This window comes from Bradyrhizobium yuanmingense, assembly GCF_900094575.1.
Lineage (GTDB): Bacteria > Pseudomonadota > Alphaproteobacteria > Rhizobiales > Xanthobacteraceae > Bradyrhizobium > Bradyrhizobium yuanmingense.
In genome coordinates, this window is sequence record NZ_FMAE01000004.1 from 376,751 (window position 1) to 391,769 (window position 15,019).

Consider the following 15,019-nt stretch of genomic DNA (forward strand, 5'->3'; position numbering starts at 1 on the left):
CTCGTTGAGATCTGCAATTCAGGTGAACGAGATCGCTAGCTCCGGATGAATTTCAGCAGCTCGGCGTTGATCTGATCCTGATGGGTGGCCGTCAGGCCGTGCGGGGCCCCCGGGTAGTAGACGTCTTTGGCGCCCTTGATGAGCTTCGCCGATTTGCGCGCGGAGTCCTTGACCGGCACGATCTGGTCGTCCTCGCCGTGCAGGACCAGGGTCGGCACATCGAACTTCTTCAGATCCTCGGTGAAATCAGTTTCCGAAAAGGCTTTGACACTCTCATAGGCATTCTTGGCGCCTGCCTGCATGCTCCACAGCCAAAACTGGTCGAGCGTGCCCTGCGAGACTTTTGCACCAGGCCGGTTTGCGCCGTAGAAGGCAATCGCCAGATCCTTGTAGTATTGCGACCGGTCGCCGGCGACGCCTGCACGAATGGCGTCGAACACCTCGATCGGAAGTCCCTCCGGGTTGGCTTCGGTCTTCAGCATGATCGGCGGCACCGCCGCGATCAGTACCGCCTTGGCGACGCGACCGGTACCATGGCGGCCGATATAGCGTGCGACCTCGCCACCGCCGGTGGAATGGCCGATCAGCGTGGCGTCGCGTAAATCAAGCGCTTCGATCACCGCGGCGAGATCGTCCGCATAGCCGTTCATGTCGTTGTGCTCCGAGGCCTGGCTGGAGCGACCATGACCGCGCCGGTCGTGCGCGACGACGCGAAAGCCGTGCTGGGCAAGGAACAGCATCTGGCCGTCCCAGGCGTCTGCATTCAGCGGCCAGCCGTGCGAGAAGGTCACGACGGGGCCTTGGCCCCAGTCCTTGTAATAGATCTCGGTGCCGTCCTTGGTGGTGATCGTGCTCATCGTTTTGCGTCCTTTGGGGTGAGGAGAGGGTTGTGGAGCCAGTCGGCGAGCCGGGTCCGCCCGAGCTGTGGCTCGTCGCCCGGCGTCAGCGACTGATCGTTCAGGGGCAGGCCGAAATAGTCCGCCCGGATATCGGGGATCACTCGGCGTGTGTCGCCCCTGGCGGCCAGAACCTGCTGTGCAAACTCATCGAGGCCACGCCTTTCGGGACCAGCGATCTCGATTATGCGGTTGCGAGGCGGACCAAGCGCCAATTCGGTCAGTGTGGCCGCGACGTCGTCGGCAGCGACGGGCTGGAGATGCGCAGGCGACAGCCGGATCACGTCGCCCTCGGCGCCGCCTGCGATGATCGCGTCGATGAATTCGAAGAACTGGGTCGCGCGCAGGATGGTGTATGGAAGGCTTGATGCTTGGATGAGCTCCTCTTGCACAAGCTTTGCGCGAAAATAGCCGCTCGTCTGCAGTCGGTCGGTACCCACCACCGACAGCGCGAGATGATGCTTCACCTCGGCGGCGGTTTCGGCCGCCAACAGGTTGCGGCCCGAGGTCCGGAAAAAATCCATCGCGGTCTTGTCGTCGAAGGCGGGCGAATTCGAGACGTCGATTACGACTTGTGCACCGTCGACTGCTTCGGCGAGGCCCTCGCGGGTCAATGTGTTGACGCCGGAGGAGGGCGAGGCCGCGACCACCTCGTGGCCTTTGGCCTGAAGCCTGCGCACCACATTGCTTCCGATCAGGCCGCTGCCGCCGATCACCACGATCTTCATTGTGCCCTCGCGTCTCATTCGCTCCAGAGGCGGCAGGATGCGCCGGAATCCGGCCCAAGACCTTGGTATGGACGTGCAGCGCCCTTGGTTTTCGCTTGAAATCTGCCTGCAGTTTCGTCCAAACAGGGCGCAGCAGCATCGGCTGTCGTGCGCCGAGAGCGGGATGCCGCTCGGGTTTCAATCAGGGTCTCTGTGGTGCGGTTCACCTTCGAAGCCTATGTCCTCGATGAGGACCGGCGGGAGCTGCGGCGGGACTCCGGGGCGGTCAGCCTCACGCCGCAGGCTTTCGATCTGCTGCTGTATCTGGTGCGCAACCGCGACCACGTCGTCAGCAAGAATGATCTGTTCGACACGGTCTGGGGCGGGCGGATCGTCTCGGAATCGACGCTGGCCAGCCACATCAACGCTGTGCGCAAGGCGCTGGAAGACAGTGGAGAGGGGCAGCGGCTGATTCGAACCGTTCCGCGCAAGGGGTTCCGCTTTGTCGGCGAGGTGCACGTAGCGGCCGATCAGCGTATCGCGATCGTGCCGTCGGCGGAGAAGCCGGTTGCCGCGCTCGACCTGCCCGACCGGCCCTCGATCGCTGTGCTGCCGTTTCTGAACCTGAGCGGGGACGCCGCTCAGGACTACTTCGCCGACGGCGTCGTCGAAGACATCATCTTCGGTCTGTCGCGAATCCGTTGGCTGTTCGTGATCGCCCGCAATTCCAGCTTCACCTACAAGGGCCGCGCGGTCGATGTGAAGCAAATTGGCCGCGAACTGGGCGTACGCTACGTGCTGGAAGGCAGCGTGCGCCGCTCCGCTGGCCGCGTGCGCATCACCGGACAATTGATCGACGCCTCTACCGGCGCTCATCTGTGGGCTGAGCGGTTCGAGAGCGCGATGGACGACATCTTCGAACTGCAGGACCAGATCACCGCCAGCGTCGTCGGCGCGATTGCGCCGCAGCTCGAACTCGCCGAAATCGAACGCGCCAAGCGCAAACCGACCGAAAGCCTCGATGCCTACGACTATTATCTCCGCGGGCTGGCGCAATTCCACACCGCGACCCGCGACGGAATCGATGCGGCGTTGCCACTGTTCTACGGGGCGATCGATCGCGATCCGGACTTTGCTGCGGCTTATGGCATGGCGGCGTGGTGCTTTTACTGGCGCAAGATGAATCGCTGGCTCGCAGACCGCGCCGCCGATGGCGCCGAGGCGGCGCGGTTGTGCCAGCGCGCGGTGACGCTGAACAAGAACGACGCAGTTGCATTGTGCCGTGGCGGCCACGCATGGCCCCATTTCGGCGGCGATCTGGACACCTGCGTCGCCCATGTAGACCGCGCGCTGGTGCTCAATCCGAATTCGTCGACGATCTGGTATCTCGGCGGGTATCAACGAATCTCGATGGGCGAACACGACAGCGCGATCGACTATTTCAGTCGCGCCATGCGGCTCAGCCCGCTCGACCCCGAGATATTTCAGATGCAGACCGGGATCGCGATGGGACATCTGTATTGCCGCCGCTTCGACGAGGCGGTGGCGTCACTGCAGCGGGCGTCGCGGCAGATGCCGAACGTCCTGCGGGTGGCCGCCTTCATGGCGGCGAGCCATGCGCTGGCCGGGCGGATGGACGACGCCCGAGAAGCGATGGCCCACGTTCGCAGGCTGGATCCGACTTTACGGGTCGGCGTTTTGGACGATTGGCTGCTTGTCCGCCGCCCGCAGGATTTCGCGCTCGCCTCGGAGGGCATGCGGATGGCCGGGCTACCCGAATGAAGGACGCCGTGTCGGCACAAGTGCTGGAAACGGCGACAACAGATCTGAACAGGCTTGATCGGCGATAGGCCTTGAATCGACGCCGACGCGCCCTCGGCTCCGAGGGGCCAACCGCTCACCGCTTTTGTGTTGACGCGCCTCGCTGCCTCCGCTTCCGTCCGTATCGAAAGACAAAAGGAGGAAGCCATGGCCCAAGCCAAACGCATCGTTCTCGCCGCGCGTCCCGTCGGCGAACCCAAGCCGTCTGATTTCCGTTTGGAGGAATTCGCCGTTCCGACGCCAGGGCAGGGCGAAGTCCTGCTGCGCACGATCTGGCTGTCGCTCGATCCCTATATGCGCGGGCGCATGAGCGAGGGGCCGTCCTACGCAGCTCCGGTGCCGGTCGGCGGCGTGATGGAGGGCGAGGCGGTCAGCGAGGTCGCGGCGTCCAACAATCCCGATTTCGCGGTCGGCGACATCGTGCGCATCCGCTCGGGCTGGCAGACTCATGCGATCTCGAACGGCAAGGGCCTGATCAAGGTCGATCCCAAGCTCGGGCCGATCTCGACCTCGATCGGTGTGCTCGGCATGCCCGGCATGACCGCCTATACGGGCCTGCTCGACATCGGCAAGCCGCAACAGGGCGAGACCGTCGTCGTTGCCGGTGCGTCCGGCGCGGTCGGCTCGGCGGTGGGGCAGATTGCCAAGATCAAGGGCGCCCGCGCGGTCGGCATCGCCGGCGGCAAGGACAAGTGCGACTACGTCGTGAAGGAGCTCGGTTTCGATGCCTGCATCGATCACCGCGATCCCGATCTCGCCGCCAAGCTGAAGGAAGCCTGCCCAAAGGGCATCGACGTCTATTTCGAGAATGTCGGCGGTGCGGTGTTCGAGGCGGTGTTCCCGCTGCTCAACCCGTTTGCGCGCGTGCCGGTGTGCGGCCTGATCGCCCATTACAACGACACCGAGGCCAAGCCGCCGAAATGGGCCGCCAGCCTGATGCGCGCCACGCTGACCAAGCGGCTGACCTTCCGCGGCTTCATCGTCTCCGACTTCGCCGCCCGCCACGGCGACTTCCTGCGCGACATGTCCGGCTGGGTTCGCGACGGCAAGGTAAAGTACAAGGAGTTCGTCACCGAGGGCCTGGAAAGCGCCCCCGGCGCCTTCATAGGCCTGCTGAAGGGGGCCAATTTCGGCAAGCAGCTGGTCCGGGTCGGGCCGGACAAGGCCTAGGCATGATCCGGAAAAGTGCGAAGCGGTTTTCCGGAAGATCATGCCAAAACAACAACCTAAAGCGCGAGCGCATTCATCGCGCTTTAGGCGACAGGGACTGGGCCTTACGTGGCCCCGCGGGCACACGCCGCGTGGGGATAGTTAACAAAGAGTCACCAAATGGTCACACCTGTCCGCAAAAGCCGCAGGTGTGACCGCCGGTTCATTGACGGCCGCACGAAGGCATTGAATCATCGCGCATATTTTAGGTGCTGCGATGTTAGAGATTGGTATTTTCTGCGTCATCCTCCTGGCCGTCGGCTATTGGGCGACCATGTTCATCATGGGCCGTCGCGACGACGTCATCCATGGCAAGTTCGTTCACGCCGAGGACGAGGGCGAATTCGCCCCGGCCGCAATGCCTGCGCCTCCGCCATTCCCGAAGCGTCCCGTGAAAGCTGCGCAGCGCCACGCTGCTCAGCCAGCCGGCACCGAGGCCAAGCCGGTGAACAGCGCTGCGCTGCAATCGCTGCTCGCCGCGATCCAGCAGGATCTCAAAAGCGTGGCTTGAGTCTTTCGCGAGGCCGCAACACAAGAGCGGCTGAGGTTCAGCCGCACATGTGCGCCATGGCTGTGACAGTGCGCTACAGCATGATTCGGAAAAGTGGGTGGCGGTTTTCCGAAAAGCTGATGCTCAAACAGTAACCCAAAGGGCGATGACGATTCTCTTAATCGCGTCGCGCTTTAGGCGGCGTGCCGCATGCGTTCGATACTCTGAGTAATATGGTTTCCTGCATCGTCAGCCACCTTCAAAGACATGTCCGCCATCCGGCGGCTGGTATCGAGGGCGCTTCTGATCGAATCGCGCATCAGATCGGTCTGCACAGCCGCCAAATCCTGCGGAGTTCGGCAGCGCCAGAGTTCATTCATACGGTCCATGGTCCTCTCGATCTGCTGTCGAACGAAATCGAAGTACTCGCGTGAGACGCCGTTCATTCCTTTGACGACCGCGGTTGTAGAGTACATGATTGCTTCAGCGTTGCGGACCGATCGTTCTGTTGCCTGCTCCGTTTCATTGCCCGTCACACCGAACGTGCGACCAAGCTGATCAGCAGACCGGCCCAACATCACAGTGGCCATGTCGACGCCGAAGCGCCAACTGTTTTGCAACATCTCGGCATTCTGTTGCAGCAGGTGACTGCTGGCTTGGGCCACCTCCTCGCTGGCCTCAGCGGTAGCTAAGCCGATCCGTCTGGTTTGCTCAGCGGTCCTTTCGGCGGCGCGGCGCATTGTGTCCTCAGGGCTTTGCGTAGACTTTTCCTCCTGGCGTGGATTAGCCATCTGTTGCTCCTTGGTTATTGTTGGTGACGTCGGATCCTCTCCGTCACAGGTGCGATCCTTAGCGGCCAACGTGGGCATTTCTCGACCGTTCCGGGGCACGTGATTTTTAATCAATCCTCCGCGATCGCGCGCAGGAACGAGCGCCTCAACTTCCAATTACTCCATGGATTGGTTCACTTGCTTGGCACCGCGGGTCTCATGTTCATACCCTCGATCATCAAGGGTCAGTAATGACCACCGCTGAAACCGTGTTGCTCATCGCTGCCTTGTTATTGGCGCTTCTCGTCGTCGGTAACATCGGCTTCTCCAAACTGGCCGAGTGGAGGAATCCACCAATCGGCAAGTTCCTCGAATGCGACGGCGTAGTGCTCCACTATGTCGATCGAGGGGATCCGGCCGCTCCTTGCGTCGTGCTGCTCCATGGCAACGGATCCATGATCCAGGACTTCACGATCAGCGGTCTGGTCGATCTTCTTGCCCGCACCAATCGCGTGGTGTGCTTCGATCGCCCAGGCTTTGGCTATAGTCAGCGGCCGCGGCTCCGAATATGGACCGCGGCAGCTCAAGCCGCTCTGCTGGCGAAGGCGCTCAATCAACTTGGAATCCGCAATCCGGTTGTGCTCGGCCATTCTTGGGGCGCCTTGGTCGCTATCGCTCTCGCCGTGCGAAAGGATTATCCGACCCAGGGTCTTGTGCTTGCGTCAGGGTACTATTTCCCGACCGGCCGATTGGACGTGTGGCTGATGTCAGGTCCAGCCATACCGGTCCTGGGCGACCTGGTCAGTTACACTGTCGCGCCGATCGTTTCGTGGGCCGTCCTGCCAGGAGCTCTCCGCAAGATCTTTGCGCCCCGTTCTGTCCCGCAGACGTTCAGGAATGAATTTCCAGCGTCTTTGGTGCTCAGGCCCACACAGTTGAGGGCGGCTGCGGAGGAAAGTGCACTCCTCATTCCAACTGCAACACAATTCCAAGCTTATTATCCAGCCATCGGCGAGCGAGTGCAGATATTCCACGGAACAGAGGACCAAGTGATCGAATTCAGACAAGCGCAGGATTTACATCAAGCACTGCCTCGGTCCGATCTTCACCTTGTTCCAAATGCCGGGCATATGGTCACGTACGCAGACCCCGCCGCCATCGTGGAGGTCGTCAACTCAATGACGAACTCCTGAGATCGGCAGCGACGGCCGTCACTGCGCCTTGCCGCGTGCAGGCGCTGCAACCGGCCGCAATTCCATTCTTGATATGCCTGCTGCGACGTTCACACCTGTCTGCGCCTGGACGGACACCGGCTGCAAGGCGATCGTACGATCCGAGCCGCCCACCAGGAGGTTGGCACCAACTCCGGCGCCGACAGTGCCGCCGGCGGTCGCGCCCGCATAAGTTCCGGCCAAGGCTGCCCGGCGAACTGTCGTTGGCGCAAACACGGTCCAAACGAGCTGACCGCCGGACGTGGCTCCTATGTCCAGACCAAGCGTGCTGACGGTGCCTTCGTAAGCCTCGCGCGCCCTGCCTCGTGCCGATGCATAGATGCAGCTCAGCTGCCGTTGTCCCGCAACAATCATGCCGACTCCGGGCGATATGTTGCACGTGAGTGTGCCGACTCTCGAGCGCCCAGCCTCCTGCGCCGTTGCCGGAACCATCGTGAGGACGAGTGCCAAGGCCGCGCAAGCCGTGGCCAAATTGGTCAGCCTCGCTTCATTCAGCGTTGTCCTGGTCATGGGGCCTCCATCGACGTAGTCTGATCGTCCTTCAATGCGCGCGGAGCCAGCGATGTTCCTGTTGGTCGCAAGCCGAAGCTCCAGAACCACTAGACAGGCCTCGCTTACGGGGTCGGGATGTGGAGCACGCGTGTCCGGCTCTGCGCTAGGTGTTGAGTGACAGGCGGACATCAAGCGCGCCTACTGCACGCAGCCGATTTTATCAGTGCCCGTCGCCCATCTGGATGAGCAGCTCCTCGATATCGACATCGACCTGGCCGGCCGCCCTGATGTGGCGGACCTCGAGACTGTCGGCCTGGAAGCGGTATTCGACCAGGCCGACTTCCTTGATCGCGATCCGGTCCTGGCGCTGATCGTTGACGACGAAGCCCGCTGACGGCGCCCAGACGTGGCGGGTGTGGCGGAAGGTGAAGTCGCGGCGCTGGTGCACGTGCCCGCTGGCGATGAGACGCAGGTCGACCTTGCCGAACATCTCGATCAGCCGCGCCCGCGCCGGCTGCGGCACGTAGCGGATCGACGTCTCCGGCGTCTCGGCGTCGTCGGGCAGGTTGAGGAACAGCGGCTTGTGCAGGAACAGCGCGACCGGCCTGCCGTTCACGCGCGAGATTTCCTGAGACAGCCAGTCGAGCTGCTCGGCCTCGAAGGCGAGGTCCGAATTCATCACCAGCGAATTGAGGCCGATGAAGCGCCAGCCCGCGGCGTCAAACACCCAATGATCTTCGCCGATGATGTCGCAGAACTGCTGGCGGTGCGTCTCGCTGACCGGCGGCTTCGGCGCCGGCCCGATCGCGGTCGGATTGTCCCCGATATCGTGATTGCCGGGGAGATAGCGGCAGGTGACCGGCAGGGCGTCGTGCAGGCCTTTCGCGAATTCAAGGTCGTCGCGGCTGGTCGGCCCGTCGAATGAGACGTCGCCGGTGTTGACGACGAGATCGGGTCTGCCGGCGCCGATGTGCTCGCTGATGCGATGGAAGTTGGCGATCAGGCCGGGAAAGCGCCGGCCGAGATGGGTGTCGGAAATCTGCGTGAGACGAAATTCGGGCATGCGATCATCCTACCCGTCGCCGCGCGTCGGAACGATGACGGGCCGGGCATGGATCGCAACGAACAAAGTTTAAAGCACGCGATAGCGGATGCTGTAGCCGTCCTGCGGGGCGACGGCAGCGGCGAGCGGGGAAGCGATGCGGTCGGCGAGGTGCCAGGGGCCGAACTGGCCGGAGCGATGCGGCTCGGCCGGCAGGCGGAGGCGGAACTCGAAGACGCCCTTGCCTGAGAGGTTCACGAACAGAACGCGATCGGCCGTGCGGTGGTTGAGCACCACTGCGCCGCGCAGCACGGCCCGGCCGTCCGAGAGGTCGCGCACGCCGTCCACCAGCGCCAATGTCTGGTTGCGGTCGGTGTGCAGCTCGATCTGGCTGTCGCCCACCGCCGCCAGCATCTCCCGGGGCATGCGGATCTCGAACTCGACGGCAGGCTTGGAGGGGTTGAGACCGAGATAGGCGAGCGCCGCGTGACGCATGTCGTAGGCGGCAAAGGCGAACAGCGCGAGCGCGGCCAAGGTCGCCAGGCCATGCCGGGCGACGTCGCGCCAGGTTCGATAGCTCAGGCGGAAGTAGACCGTCATGGCCAGCGCGACCGCGAGCGCGGCTGCAATCCCGGACAGCGCCGACATCATGATGCCGAGCTGGCCCGTGGCGGCTTCGCTGAACAAGCTGGACAAGGAATTCATGGCTGTCTCGCCTCGGGGCCCAAGGGGCCGAAATCGCTTCAACAATCTGGGGTTGGTCGGGGAAGCGGGAATGCCGGTTCAAGTCGTTCATTGTCAGCGCCAAAAGTCGCGGCTAATGACGTCGGCGGCATTTCGCCTCCCGGGAAAGTTCCGATGTCCGTTCAAATGGTCCTGCTGCCGGTCTTCGTGCAGGTCGCTCTCACCTTCGCGCTGCTGATCGGCATGGTCCTGGCGCGCCGCAAGACCTTGGTCTCCGGCGAGACCAAGATCCGTGACATTGCGCTCGGCGAGCCAAACTGGCCGAAGGGCGCCACACAAATCGCCAATTGCTACCGCAACCAGTTCGAGCTGCCGGTGCTGTTCTATGTCCTGATTGCGCTGGCATTGCCCTTGCGCCGCGCCGATCTCTTCATCGTGCTGATGTCCTGGGTGTTCGTGGTGACGCGCTTTGCCCATGCCGGCGTGTTCGTTTCCTCCAACGATCTCGGCCGCCGCTCCACGGTCTGGCTCGCCGGCGTGCTGGTGCTGCTCGCGATGTGGATTTACTTCGCGCTGAAGCTTTTGCTGCTGATCTAGGCGCTGCGCACCACTTGAAAGAACGCGAATGACCCCTGCTGCCCGGCTGTCCGCAGCCATCGAACTGATCTACACCATCGAGAGGGACCGCGTGCCCGCGGCGAAGGCGCTGAAGGAGTGGGGCACCGCGCACCGCTTCGCCGGTTCCGGCGACCGCGCGGCCATCGCCGGCCTCGTCTGGGATGTGCTGCGCCGCTACGCCTCGAGCGCCTGGCTGATGGATTCCGATACCGCGCGGGCCCGGCTGATCGGCATGCTCCGCCTCGAGCGCAAAATGGACACGGCGACCATGGGCGCCTTGTTCGACGGCAGCCGCTTTGCGCCGGCGCCGCTGACCGAGGCCGAGCAGGCTGCGCTCGCCTCGCGCTCCCTCCAGGACGCACCTGCCGCCGTCGCCGGCGACTACCCGGAATGGCTCGACCCGCACCTTGCAAAAGTGTTCGGCGAGGATCGCGCCGCGGAGGCGGCCGCGATGGCGAGCCGGGCGCCGCTGGACCTGCGCGTCAACACGCTAAAATCCAACCGCGACAAGGCGCTGAAGGCGCTTTCTCATCTTCATGCAAAACCGACGCCCTGGTCCGCAACCGGCCTGCGCATCGAGCTTTCGGCCGATGCGCGCAACCCCGGCATCCAGGCGGAGGAGGATTTCATCAAGGGCGCGATTGAAGTGCAGGATGAGGGATCGCAGCTTGCGGCCCAGTTTACCGCGGCAAAACCCGGCGAGCAGGTGATCGATCTCTGCGCCGGCGCCGGCGGCAAGACGCTGGCGCTGGCCGCCCTGATACAGGGCAAGGGTCGGCTGATCGCAACCGACCGTGACAAGCGCCAGCTCGCGCCGATCCATGAGCGGCTGTCGCGCGCCGGCGTCCACAACGCCGACATCCGCACGCCCAAGGGCGAGGCCGATTCGCTTGCCGACATCCGCAGCACCGCCGACCTCGTCGTGATCGACGCGCCCTGCACCGGAACCGGCACTTGGCGCCGCAACCCCGATGCCAAATGGCGGATGCGCCCCGGTGCGCTGGAGATCCGCCTGCGTGACCAGGCCGAGGTGCTGGAGCGCGCGGTTCCGCTGGTCAAGCCGGGCGGCCGCATCGCCTACATCACCTGCTCGGTGCTGGCGGAGGAGAACGGCGAGCAGGTGAGGGCGTTCGTCGGCCGACATGGCGAGTTCTCGGTTGTCCCGCCCGAGCAGACCGCAAGCGTGCTCTGGGACAAGGCGGAAGCCTTTGGCGAGGCTGCGCTGCAGTCAGCCGAGGGCTGGCTGATGACGCCGCGCCGGACCGGGACGGATGGGTTTTTCGTGTCGGTGCTGAAAAAGACCGGCTGATCGACGTTGTCATTCCGGGGCGCGCGTAGCGCGAGCCCGGAATCCATCGTGCGGCGGTCTCCGCGGGTCCATGGATTCCGGGTTCGCCCTGCGGGCGCCCCGGAATGACATCAAAAACAAAAGCCCCGCAGACCGATCCCGGTCGCGGGGCTTTCGAGTTCCAACGTTCTGCCGGTACGTCCGCGGTCAGAACGGTGCGAGGGCGTTAGCCGACGCGGAGATTGTCAGCCGACGACTTGCCGCTGCGGCGGTCGGCGACGATGTCGAACGAGACCTTCTGACCCTCGTTGAGGGAGGAGAGGCCAGCGCGCTCGACGGCGCTGATGTGAACGAACACGTCCTTCTGGCCGTCATCCGGCTGGATGAAACCATAACCCTTTTGGGTGTTGAACCACTTCACGGTGCCCATAGCCATGGGAATTTCCTTGTTTAGTTAGAGAGGTACGCACGCAGACCGGTACGCAGCATTGCGCCCATAGTCCCTGATGAGTCGATGTTTGGAGAATTCATCTGAAGCGTGCGCGCCCGTCAGCAACGAAGCGAAGCGGCCCAGTCGTTCGGCCAAGTATCGATGATCACAATATAGCGAGAATTTGGGGCCACTTCAAGGCACCACCCGTGGCCCGAAACGTCCCGCCACTTTGCTATTTCGCGGTGCAAATTAACCGTCGGCGCGCTTCAGTCGACGATGAAGAGCGTCGCCCCCGTCGTCGTCGAGGACCGGTGCGCGGCGTCGCCGAAGTCCGATACCTGGTAGCTCATCCCCGCCGTGAGCTTGAATTTGCGCCCGTCGCGCAACTCAGAGTCGAGCTCGCCCGTCAGCACATAGAGCACGTGGCCGCGATCGCACCAGTGATCGGCGAGATAGCCCGGCGAGTACTCCACCATCCGCACGCGGAGTTCGCCGATGTTGAGCGTGCGCCATGTGGCCTCGCCGCTCTCGCCGGGATGCGTGGTCGGCTCAACCTTGCTCCAGTCGGTGACGGTGAAGGGGGAGGTGGGGAGTTTCATGGGGGCGATCCTGTCTCGGAGCCGGCGCCGCTTTTGTTAGCGCACGCTGTTGCCTCCGTCATTGCGGGCGCGAGGCGTTGATCGTCGCCCCGATGTGGCCGCTTTTTCTTGGAGCGCTCGTTAGCGTTGCGACGACGTTTGCGTTGAACAAATTAGGTAAATATTACTTACCTAAGCGCCTCGTGTCCATGCCCAAAGAAGCATGTGGGCGCTCCACCACCGCGGTTGCGGCCCGCGCGCCGCCAGCGTATTGGCTGGCCATGACAGCAGCACAGAACGACCGCTCCGCGTCGACGCCCTCGGTGGCCTCGGCGCACGACAAGATTCTCATCGTCGACTTCGGCAGCCAGGTGACGCAGCTGATCGCGCGTCGCGTGCGCGAGGACGGCGTCTATTGCGAGATCGTCCCGTTCAACAAGGCGGAAGCCGCCTTCGAGGAGATGAAGCCGAAAGCGGTGATCCTCTCCGGCGGCCCCGAGTCGGTGCATGAAGCCGGCTCACCCCGCGCCCCGCAACTCATCTTCGATTCCGGCGTGCCGGTGATGGGCATCTGCTACGGCCAGATGACCATGGCGGCCCAGTTAGGGGGCGAGGTCGAGGGCGGCCATCATCGCGAATTCGGCCGCGCCGATGTCGAGGTGAAGGCCGAGAGCCAGCTGTTCGCAGACGTCTGGTCGTCAGGCAGCAAGAACCAGGTCTGGATGAGCCATGGCGACCGCATCACCAGGATGCCGCCGGGCTTCTCCGTCGCCGGCACCTCGCCGAACGCGCCCTTCGCAATCATCCAGGATGAGAAGCGCAAATATTACGGCCTGATGTTCCACCCCGAAGTGGTGCACACGCCCGACGGCGCAAAGCTCATCCGCAACTTCGTGCGCAAGATCGCCGGCCTCACCGGCGACTGGACCATGCGCGCCTTCCGCGAGGAGGAGATTGCAAAGATCCGCCAGCAGGTCGGCAAGGGCAGGGTGATCTGCGGCCTCTCCGGCGGCGTCGATTCGGCCGTTGCGGCCGTCTTGATCCACGAGGCCATTGGCGATCAGCTGACCTGTGTGTTCGTCGATCACGGCTTGATGCGCCTCAACGAGGCCGAGCAGGTCGTCGACCTCTTCCGCCACCATTACAACATCCCGCTCGTGCACGTGGACGCCTCCAAGCAATTCCTCGGCGAGTTAGAGGGCGTCACCGACCCCGAAGCCAAGCGCAAGACCATCGGCCGCCTCTTCATCGAGGTGTTCGAGGCTGAGGCCAAGAAGATCGGCGGCGCCGATTTCCTGGCGCAAGGCACGCTCTATCCTGATGTGATCGAGAGCGTCTCCTTCACCGGCGGACCTTCCGTCACCATCAAGTCGCACCACAATGTTGGCGGCCTGCCCGAACGCATGAACATGATGCTCGTCGAGCCCCTGCGCGAGCTGTTCAAGGACGAGGTGCGCAAGCTCGGGCGCGAGCTCGGCCTCCCCGAAATCTTCGTCGGCCGCCACCCGTTCCCGGGTCCGGGCCTTGCCATCCGCTGCCCCGGCGAGATCACCAGGGACAAGCTCGACATCCTGCGCAAGGCGGACGCCGTCTACATCGACCAGATCAGGAAGCACGGCCTCTACGACGAGATCTGGCAGGCTTTTGCGGTGCTGCTCCCGGTAAAGACCGTCGGCGTCATGGGCGACGGCCGCACTTACGATTACGTCGTTGGCCTGCGCGCGGTGACCTCGACCGACGGAATGACCGCGGACTTCTACCAGTTCGACATGAAGTTCTTAGGGGAGACCGCGACGCGCATCATCAACGAGGTGAAGGGCGTGAACCGCGTGGTGTATGATGTGACCAGCAAGCCGCCAGGGACGATCGAGTGGGAGTGATCTGGTTGGTTGGCACGGCCCGAAACCAGAAAGGTGAAACCCTGGAACGCCCGCAGAGATGCGGGCTTCTTCGTTTTCAAGCTGGTGCTTGCGAGCGCCGGCAAGACTCGCGTCGCTGGCACAGGGTCCATCTTTGCCAAGATCGATAGGTAGCGCACCGTCAGCTTGCGGCGGATCTGGCAACACTTTCTCGAGGTCGAAGGAGGAGCTGCGAATGACCATCTCGACAAGCGAAGTGGAACAGTTCTTTGATCGATATGCCCAAGCCTTCAGAGATGGCTTGGACGGTACTCTTGATGAGGAGTTTTTCCGTTCGCTTTTTTCCACCCAATATATCGCTGTAGGACCAAAGGGTGTCATGGCAGGGGACAACGATCACGCTTTTGTCGAGCGGATTTCAAAAGGATACGAGCGCTACCGTCAGATCGGAAACAAGGCGGTCACCGTCTCCGAGATCGAGATGCATTCGATCGATGAAACACATTGCCTTGTCCACGTGGGCTGGAGCAGCGAATTCGAGAAAGATGGCAGGCGTATCGACGTGCCTTTTACCAATGCCTATCTGCTTGAGCAGAATGATGGGCTGCTGAAGGTTTTCGGCTGGATTACGGGTGATGAAGTTCAACTGCTCAAGGACAATGGCCTCTTGTGAGGCTTGCCCAACGGCAGCGCGCCAGAACTTGCATTGATCAAAGAAGCTCGGCGCCGGCTCTTCGAAGCCGGCAGAACGGCCTCTGCGCGTCGAACTCAACCGCAACTCGTCCGTTGCAGGCCGTGCGCGGGGTAGGACATTCCGGCATATTGAGATGGTAATGTGCCGAGGATAGCCTTCAAGGACAGCGCCCGCAGAGAATGCTTAAAACCCTCGACATCGGATGT

At 63.0% G+C, this 15,019-nt stretch carries 16 protein-coding genes; 8 read left to right on the forward strand and 8 right to left on the reverse strand.

All coding sequences use genetic code 11. The features are described 5' to 3' along the window. Positions 1 to 35 precede the first annotated feature (35 nt). Together GA0061099_RS15260 and GA0061099_RS15265 are read right to left on the reverse strand one after the other, a co-directional pair. Complete coding sequence (locus GA0061099_RS15260; protein ID WP_036022549.1) at positions 36 to 857, reverse strand: alpha/beta fold hydrolase; 822 nt, start codon at positions 855 to 857, stop codon at positions 36 to 38. Further along, positions 854 to 1,624, reverse strand: a complete 771-nt coding sequence (locus GA0061099_RS15265) for an SDR family oxidoreductase (RefSeq protein WP_050995855.1) — start codon at positions 1,622 to 1,624, stop codon at positions 854 to 856. The genes GA0061099_RS15260 and GA0061099_RS15265 overlap by 4 nt, the downstream gene beginning before the upstream one ends. 195 nt (positions 1,625 to 1,819) lie before the next feature. Here GA0061099_RS15265 and GA0061099_RS15270 point away from each other — a divergent pair, with 195 nt between their 5' ends. The 3 genes from GA0061099_RS15270 to GA0061099_RS15280 all read left to right on the forward strand — a co-directional run bounded on the left by GA0061099_RS15270 (position 1,820) and on the right by GA0061099_RS15280 (position 5,144). Continuing rightward, positions 1,820 to 3,385, forward strand: coding sequence for a winged helix-turn-helix domain-containing protein (locus GA0061099_RS15270; RefSeq protein WP_074447938.1), 1,566 nt, complete (start codon positions 1,820 to 1,822; stop codon positions 3,383 to 3,385). Positions 3,386 to 3,571: 186 nt separating this feature from the next. Beyond that, positions 3,572 to 4,594 (forward strand): NADP-dependent oxidoreductase, encoded by a 1,023-nt coding sequence (locus tag GA0061099_RS15275; RefSeq protein WP_036022559.1) that lies wholly within the window; start codon positions 3,572 to 3,574, stop codon positions 4,592 to 4,594. A 256-nt stretch (positions 4,595 to 4,850) separates the two neighbouring features. Next, positions 4,851 to 5,144 carry a hypothetical protein gene (locus GA0061099_RS15280; protein WP_036022561.1) on the forward strand — a complete coding sequence of 98 codons (294 nt, stop codon included), beginning with the start codon at positions 4,851 to 4,853 and terminating at the stop codon, positions 5,142 to 5,144. A gap of 173 nt (positions 5,145 to 5,317) precedes the next feature. On the opposite strand, the gene GA0061099_RS15285 is transcribed toward GA0061099_RS15280, so the two are convergent. After that, positions 5,318 to 5,914: a phasin family protein gene (locus tag GA0061099_RS15285; RefSeq protein WP_036001015.1), complete on the reverse strand. Its 597-nt coding sequence runs from the start codon at positions 5,912 to 5,914 to the stop codon at positions 5,318 to 5,320. A 230-nt stretch (positions 5,915 to 6,144) separates the two neighbouring features. On the opposite strand from GA0061099_RS15285, the gene GA0061099_RS15290 reads away from it, so the two are divergent. Further along, positions 6,145 to 7,086 (forward strand): alpha/beta fold hydrolase, encoded by a 942-nt coding sequence (locus GA0061099_RS15290; protein ID WP_036022562.1) that lies wholly within the window; start codon positions 6,145 to 6,147, stop codon positions 7,084 to 7,086. Positions 7,087 to 7,104: 18 nt separating this feature from the next. On the opposite strand, the gene GA0061099_RS15295 is transcribed toward GA0061099_RS15290, so the two are convergent. The 3 genes from GA0061099_RS15295 to GA0061099_RS15305 form a co-directional block, all read right to left on the reverse strand. Then, positions 7,105 to 7,635, reverse strand: a complete 531-nt coding sequence (locus tag GA0061099_RS15295) for a DUF992 domain-containing protein (RefSeq protein WP_050995857.1) — start codon at positions 7,633 to 7,635, stop codon at positions 7,105 to 7,107. 202 nt (positions 7,636 to 7,837) lie between these two features. Beyond that, positions 7,838 to 8,680 carry a metallophosphoesterase family protein gene (locus GA0061099_RS15300; protein ID WP_036022565.1) on the reverse strand — a complete coding sequence of 281 codons (843 nt, stop codon included), beginning with the start codon at positions 8,678 to 8,680 and terminating at the stop codon, positions 7,838 to 7,840. Between the two features lie 69 nt (positions 8,681 to 8,749). Beyond that, entirely contained in the window at positions 8,750 to 9,364 is a 615-nt protein-coding gene (locus GA0061099_RS15305) for a hypothetical protein (protein ID WP_036022568.1), read from the reverse strand. 153 nt (positions 9,365 to 9,517) lie between these two features. On the opposite strand from GA0061099_RS15305, the gene GA0061099_RS15310 reads away from it, so the two are divergent. Then, positions 9,518 to 9,940 carry an MAPEG family protein gene (locus tag GA0061099_RS15310; protein ID WP_036000992.1) on the forward strand — a complete coding sequence of 141 codons (423 nt, stop codon included), beginning with the start codon at positions 9,518 to 9,520 and terminating at the stop codon, positions 9,938 to 9,940. A gap of 28 nt (positions 9,941 to 9,968) precedes the next feature. Beyond that, positions 9,969 to 11,270: an RsmB/NOP family class I SAM-dependent RNA methyltransferase gene (locus GA0061099_RS15315; protein WP_074447869.1), complete on the forward strand. Its 1,302-nt coding sequence runs from the start codon at positions 9,969 to 9,971 to the stop codon at positions 11,268 to 11,270. Between the two features lie 205 nt (positions 11,271 to 11,475). Here the strand turns inward: GA0061099_RS15315 and GA0061099_RS15320 are convergent, their stop codons facing one another. Together GA0061099_RS15320 and GA0061099_RS15325 are read right to left on the reverse strand one after the other, a co-directional pair. Beyond that, positions 11,476 to 11,685 (reverse strand): cold-shock protein, encoded by a 210-nt coding sequence (locus GA0061099_RS15320; RefSeq protein WP_008141931.1) that lies wholly within the window; start codon positions 11,683 to 11,685, stop codon positions 11,476 to 11,478. Positions 11,686 to 11,948: 263 nt separating this feature from the next. Beyond that, a complete protein-coding gene (locus GA0061099_RS15325; protein WP_036022573.1) occupies positions 11,949 to 12,281 on the reverse strand; it encodes a DHCW motif cupin fold protein in 333 nt (110 codons plus the stop codon). 260 nt (positions 12,282 to 12,541) lie between these two features. Here GA0061099_RS15325 and guaA point away from each other — a divergent pair, with 260 nt between their 5' ends. Together guaA and GA0061099_RS15335 are read left to right on the forward strand one after the other, a co-directional pair. Next, positions 12,542 to 14,140, forward strand: coding sequence for a glutamine-hydrolyzing GMP synthase (gene guaA, locus GA0061099_RS15330; RefSeq protein ID WP_036022575.1), 1,599 nt, complete (start codon positions 12,542 to 12,544; stop codon positions 14,138 to 14,140). A 214-nt stretch (positions 14,141 to 14,354) separates the two neighbouring features. After that, positions 14,355 to 14,792, forward strand: a complete 438-nt coding sequence (locus GA0061099_RS15335) for a nuclear transport factor 2 family protein (RefSeq protein ID WP_141697608.1) — start codon at positions 14,355 to 14,357, stop codon at positions 14,790 to 14,792. The last annotated feature ends 227 nt before the right edge of the window (positions 14,793 to 15,019 follow it).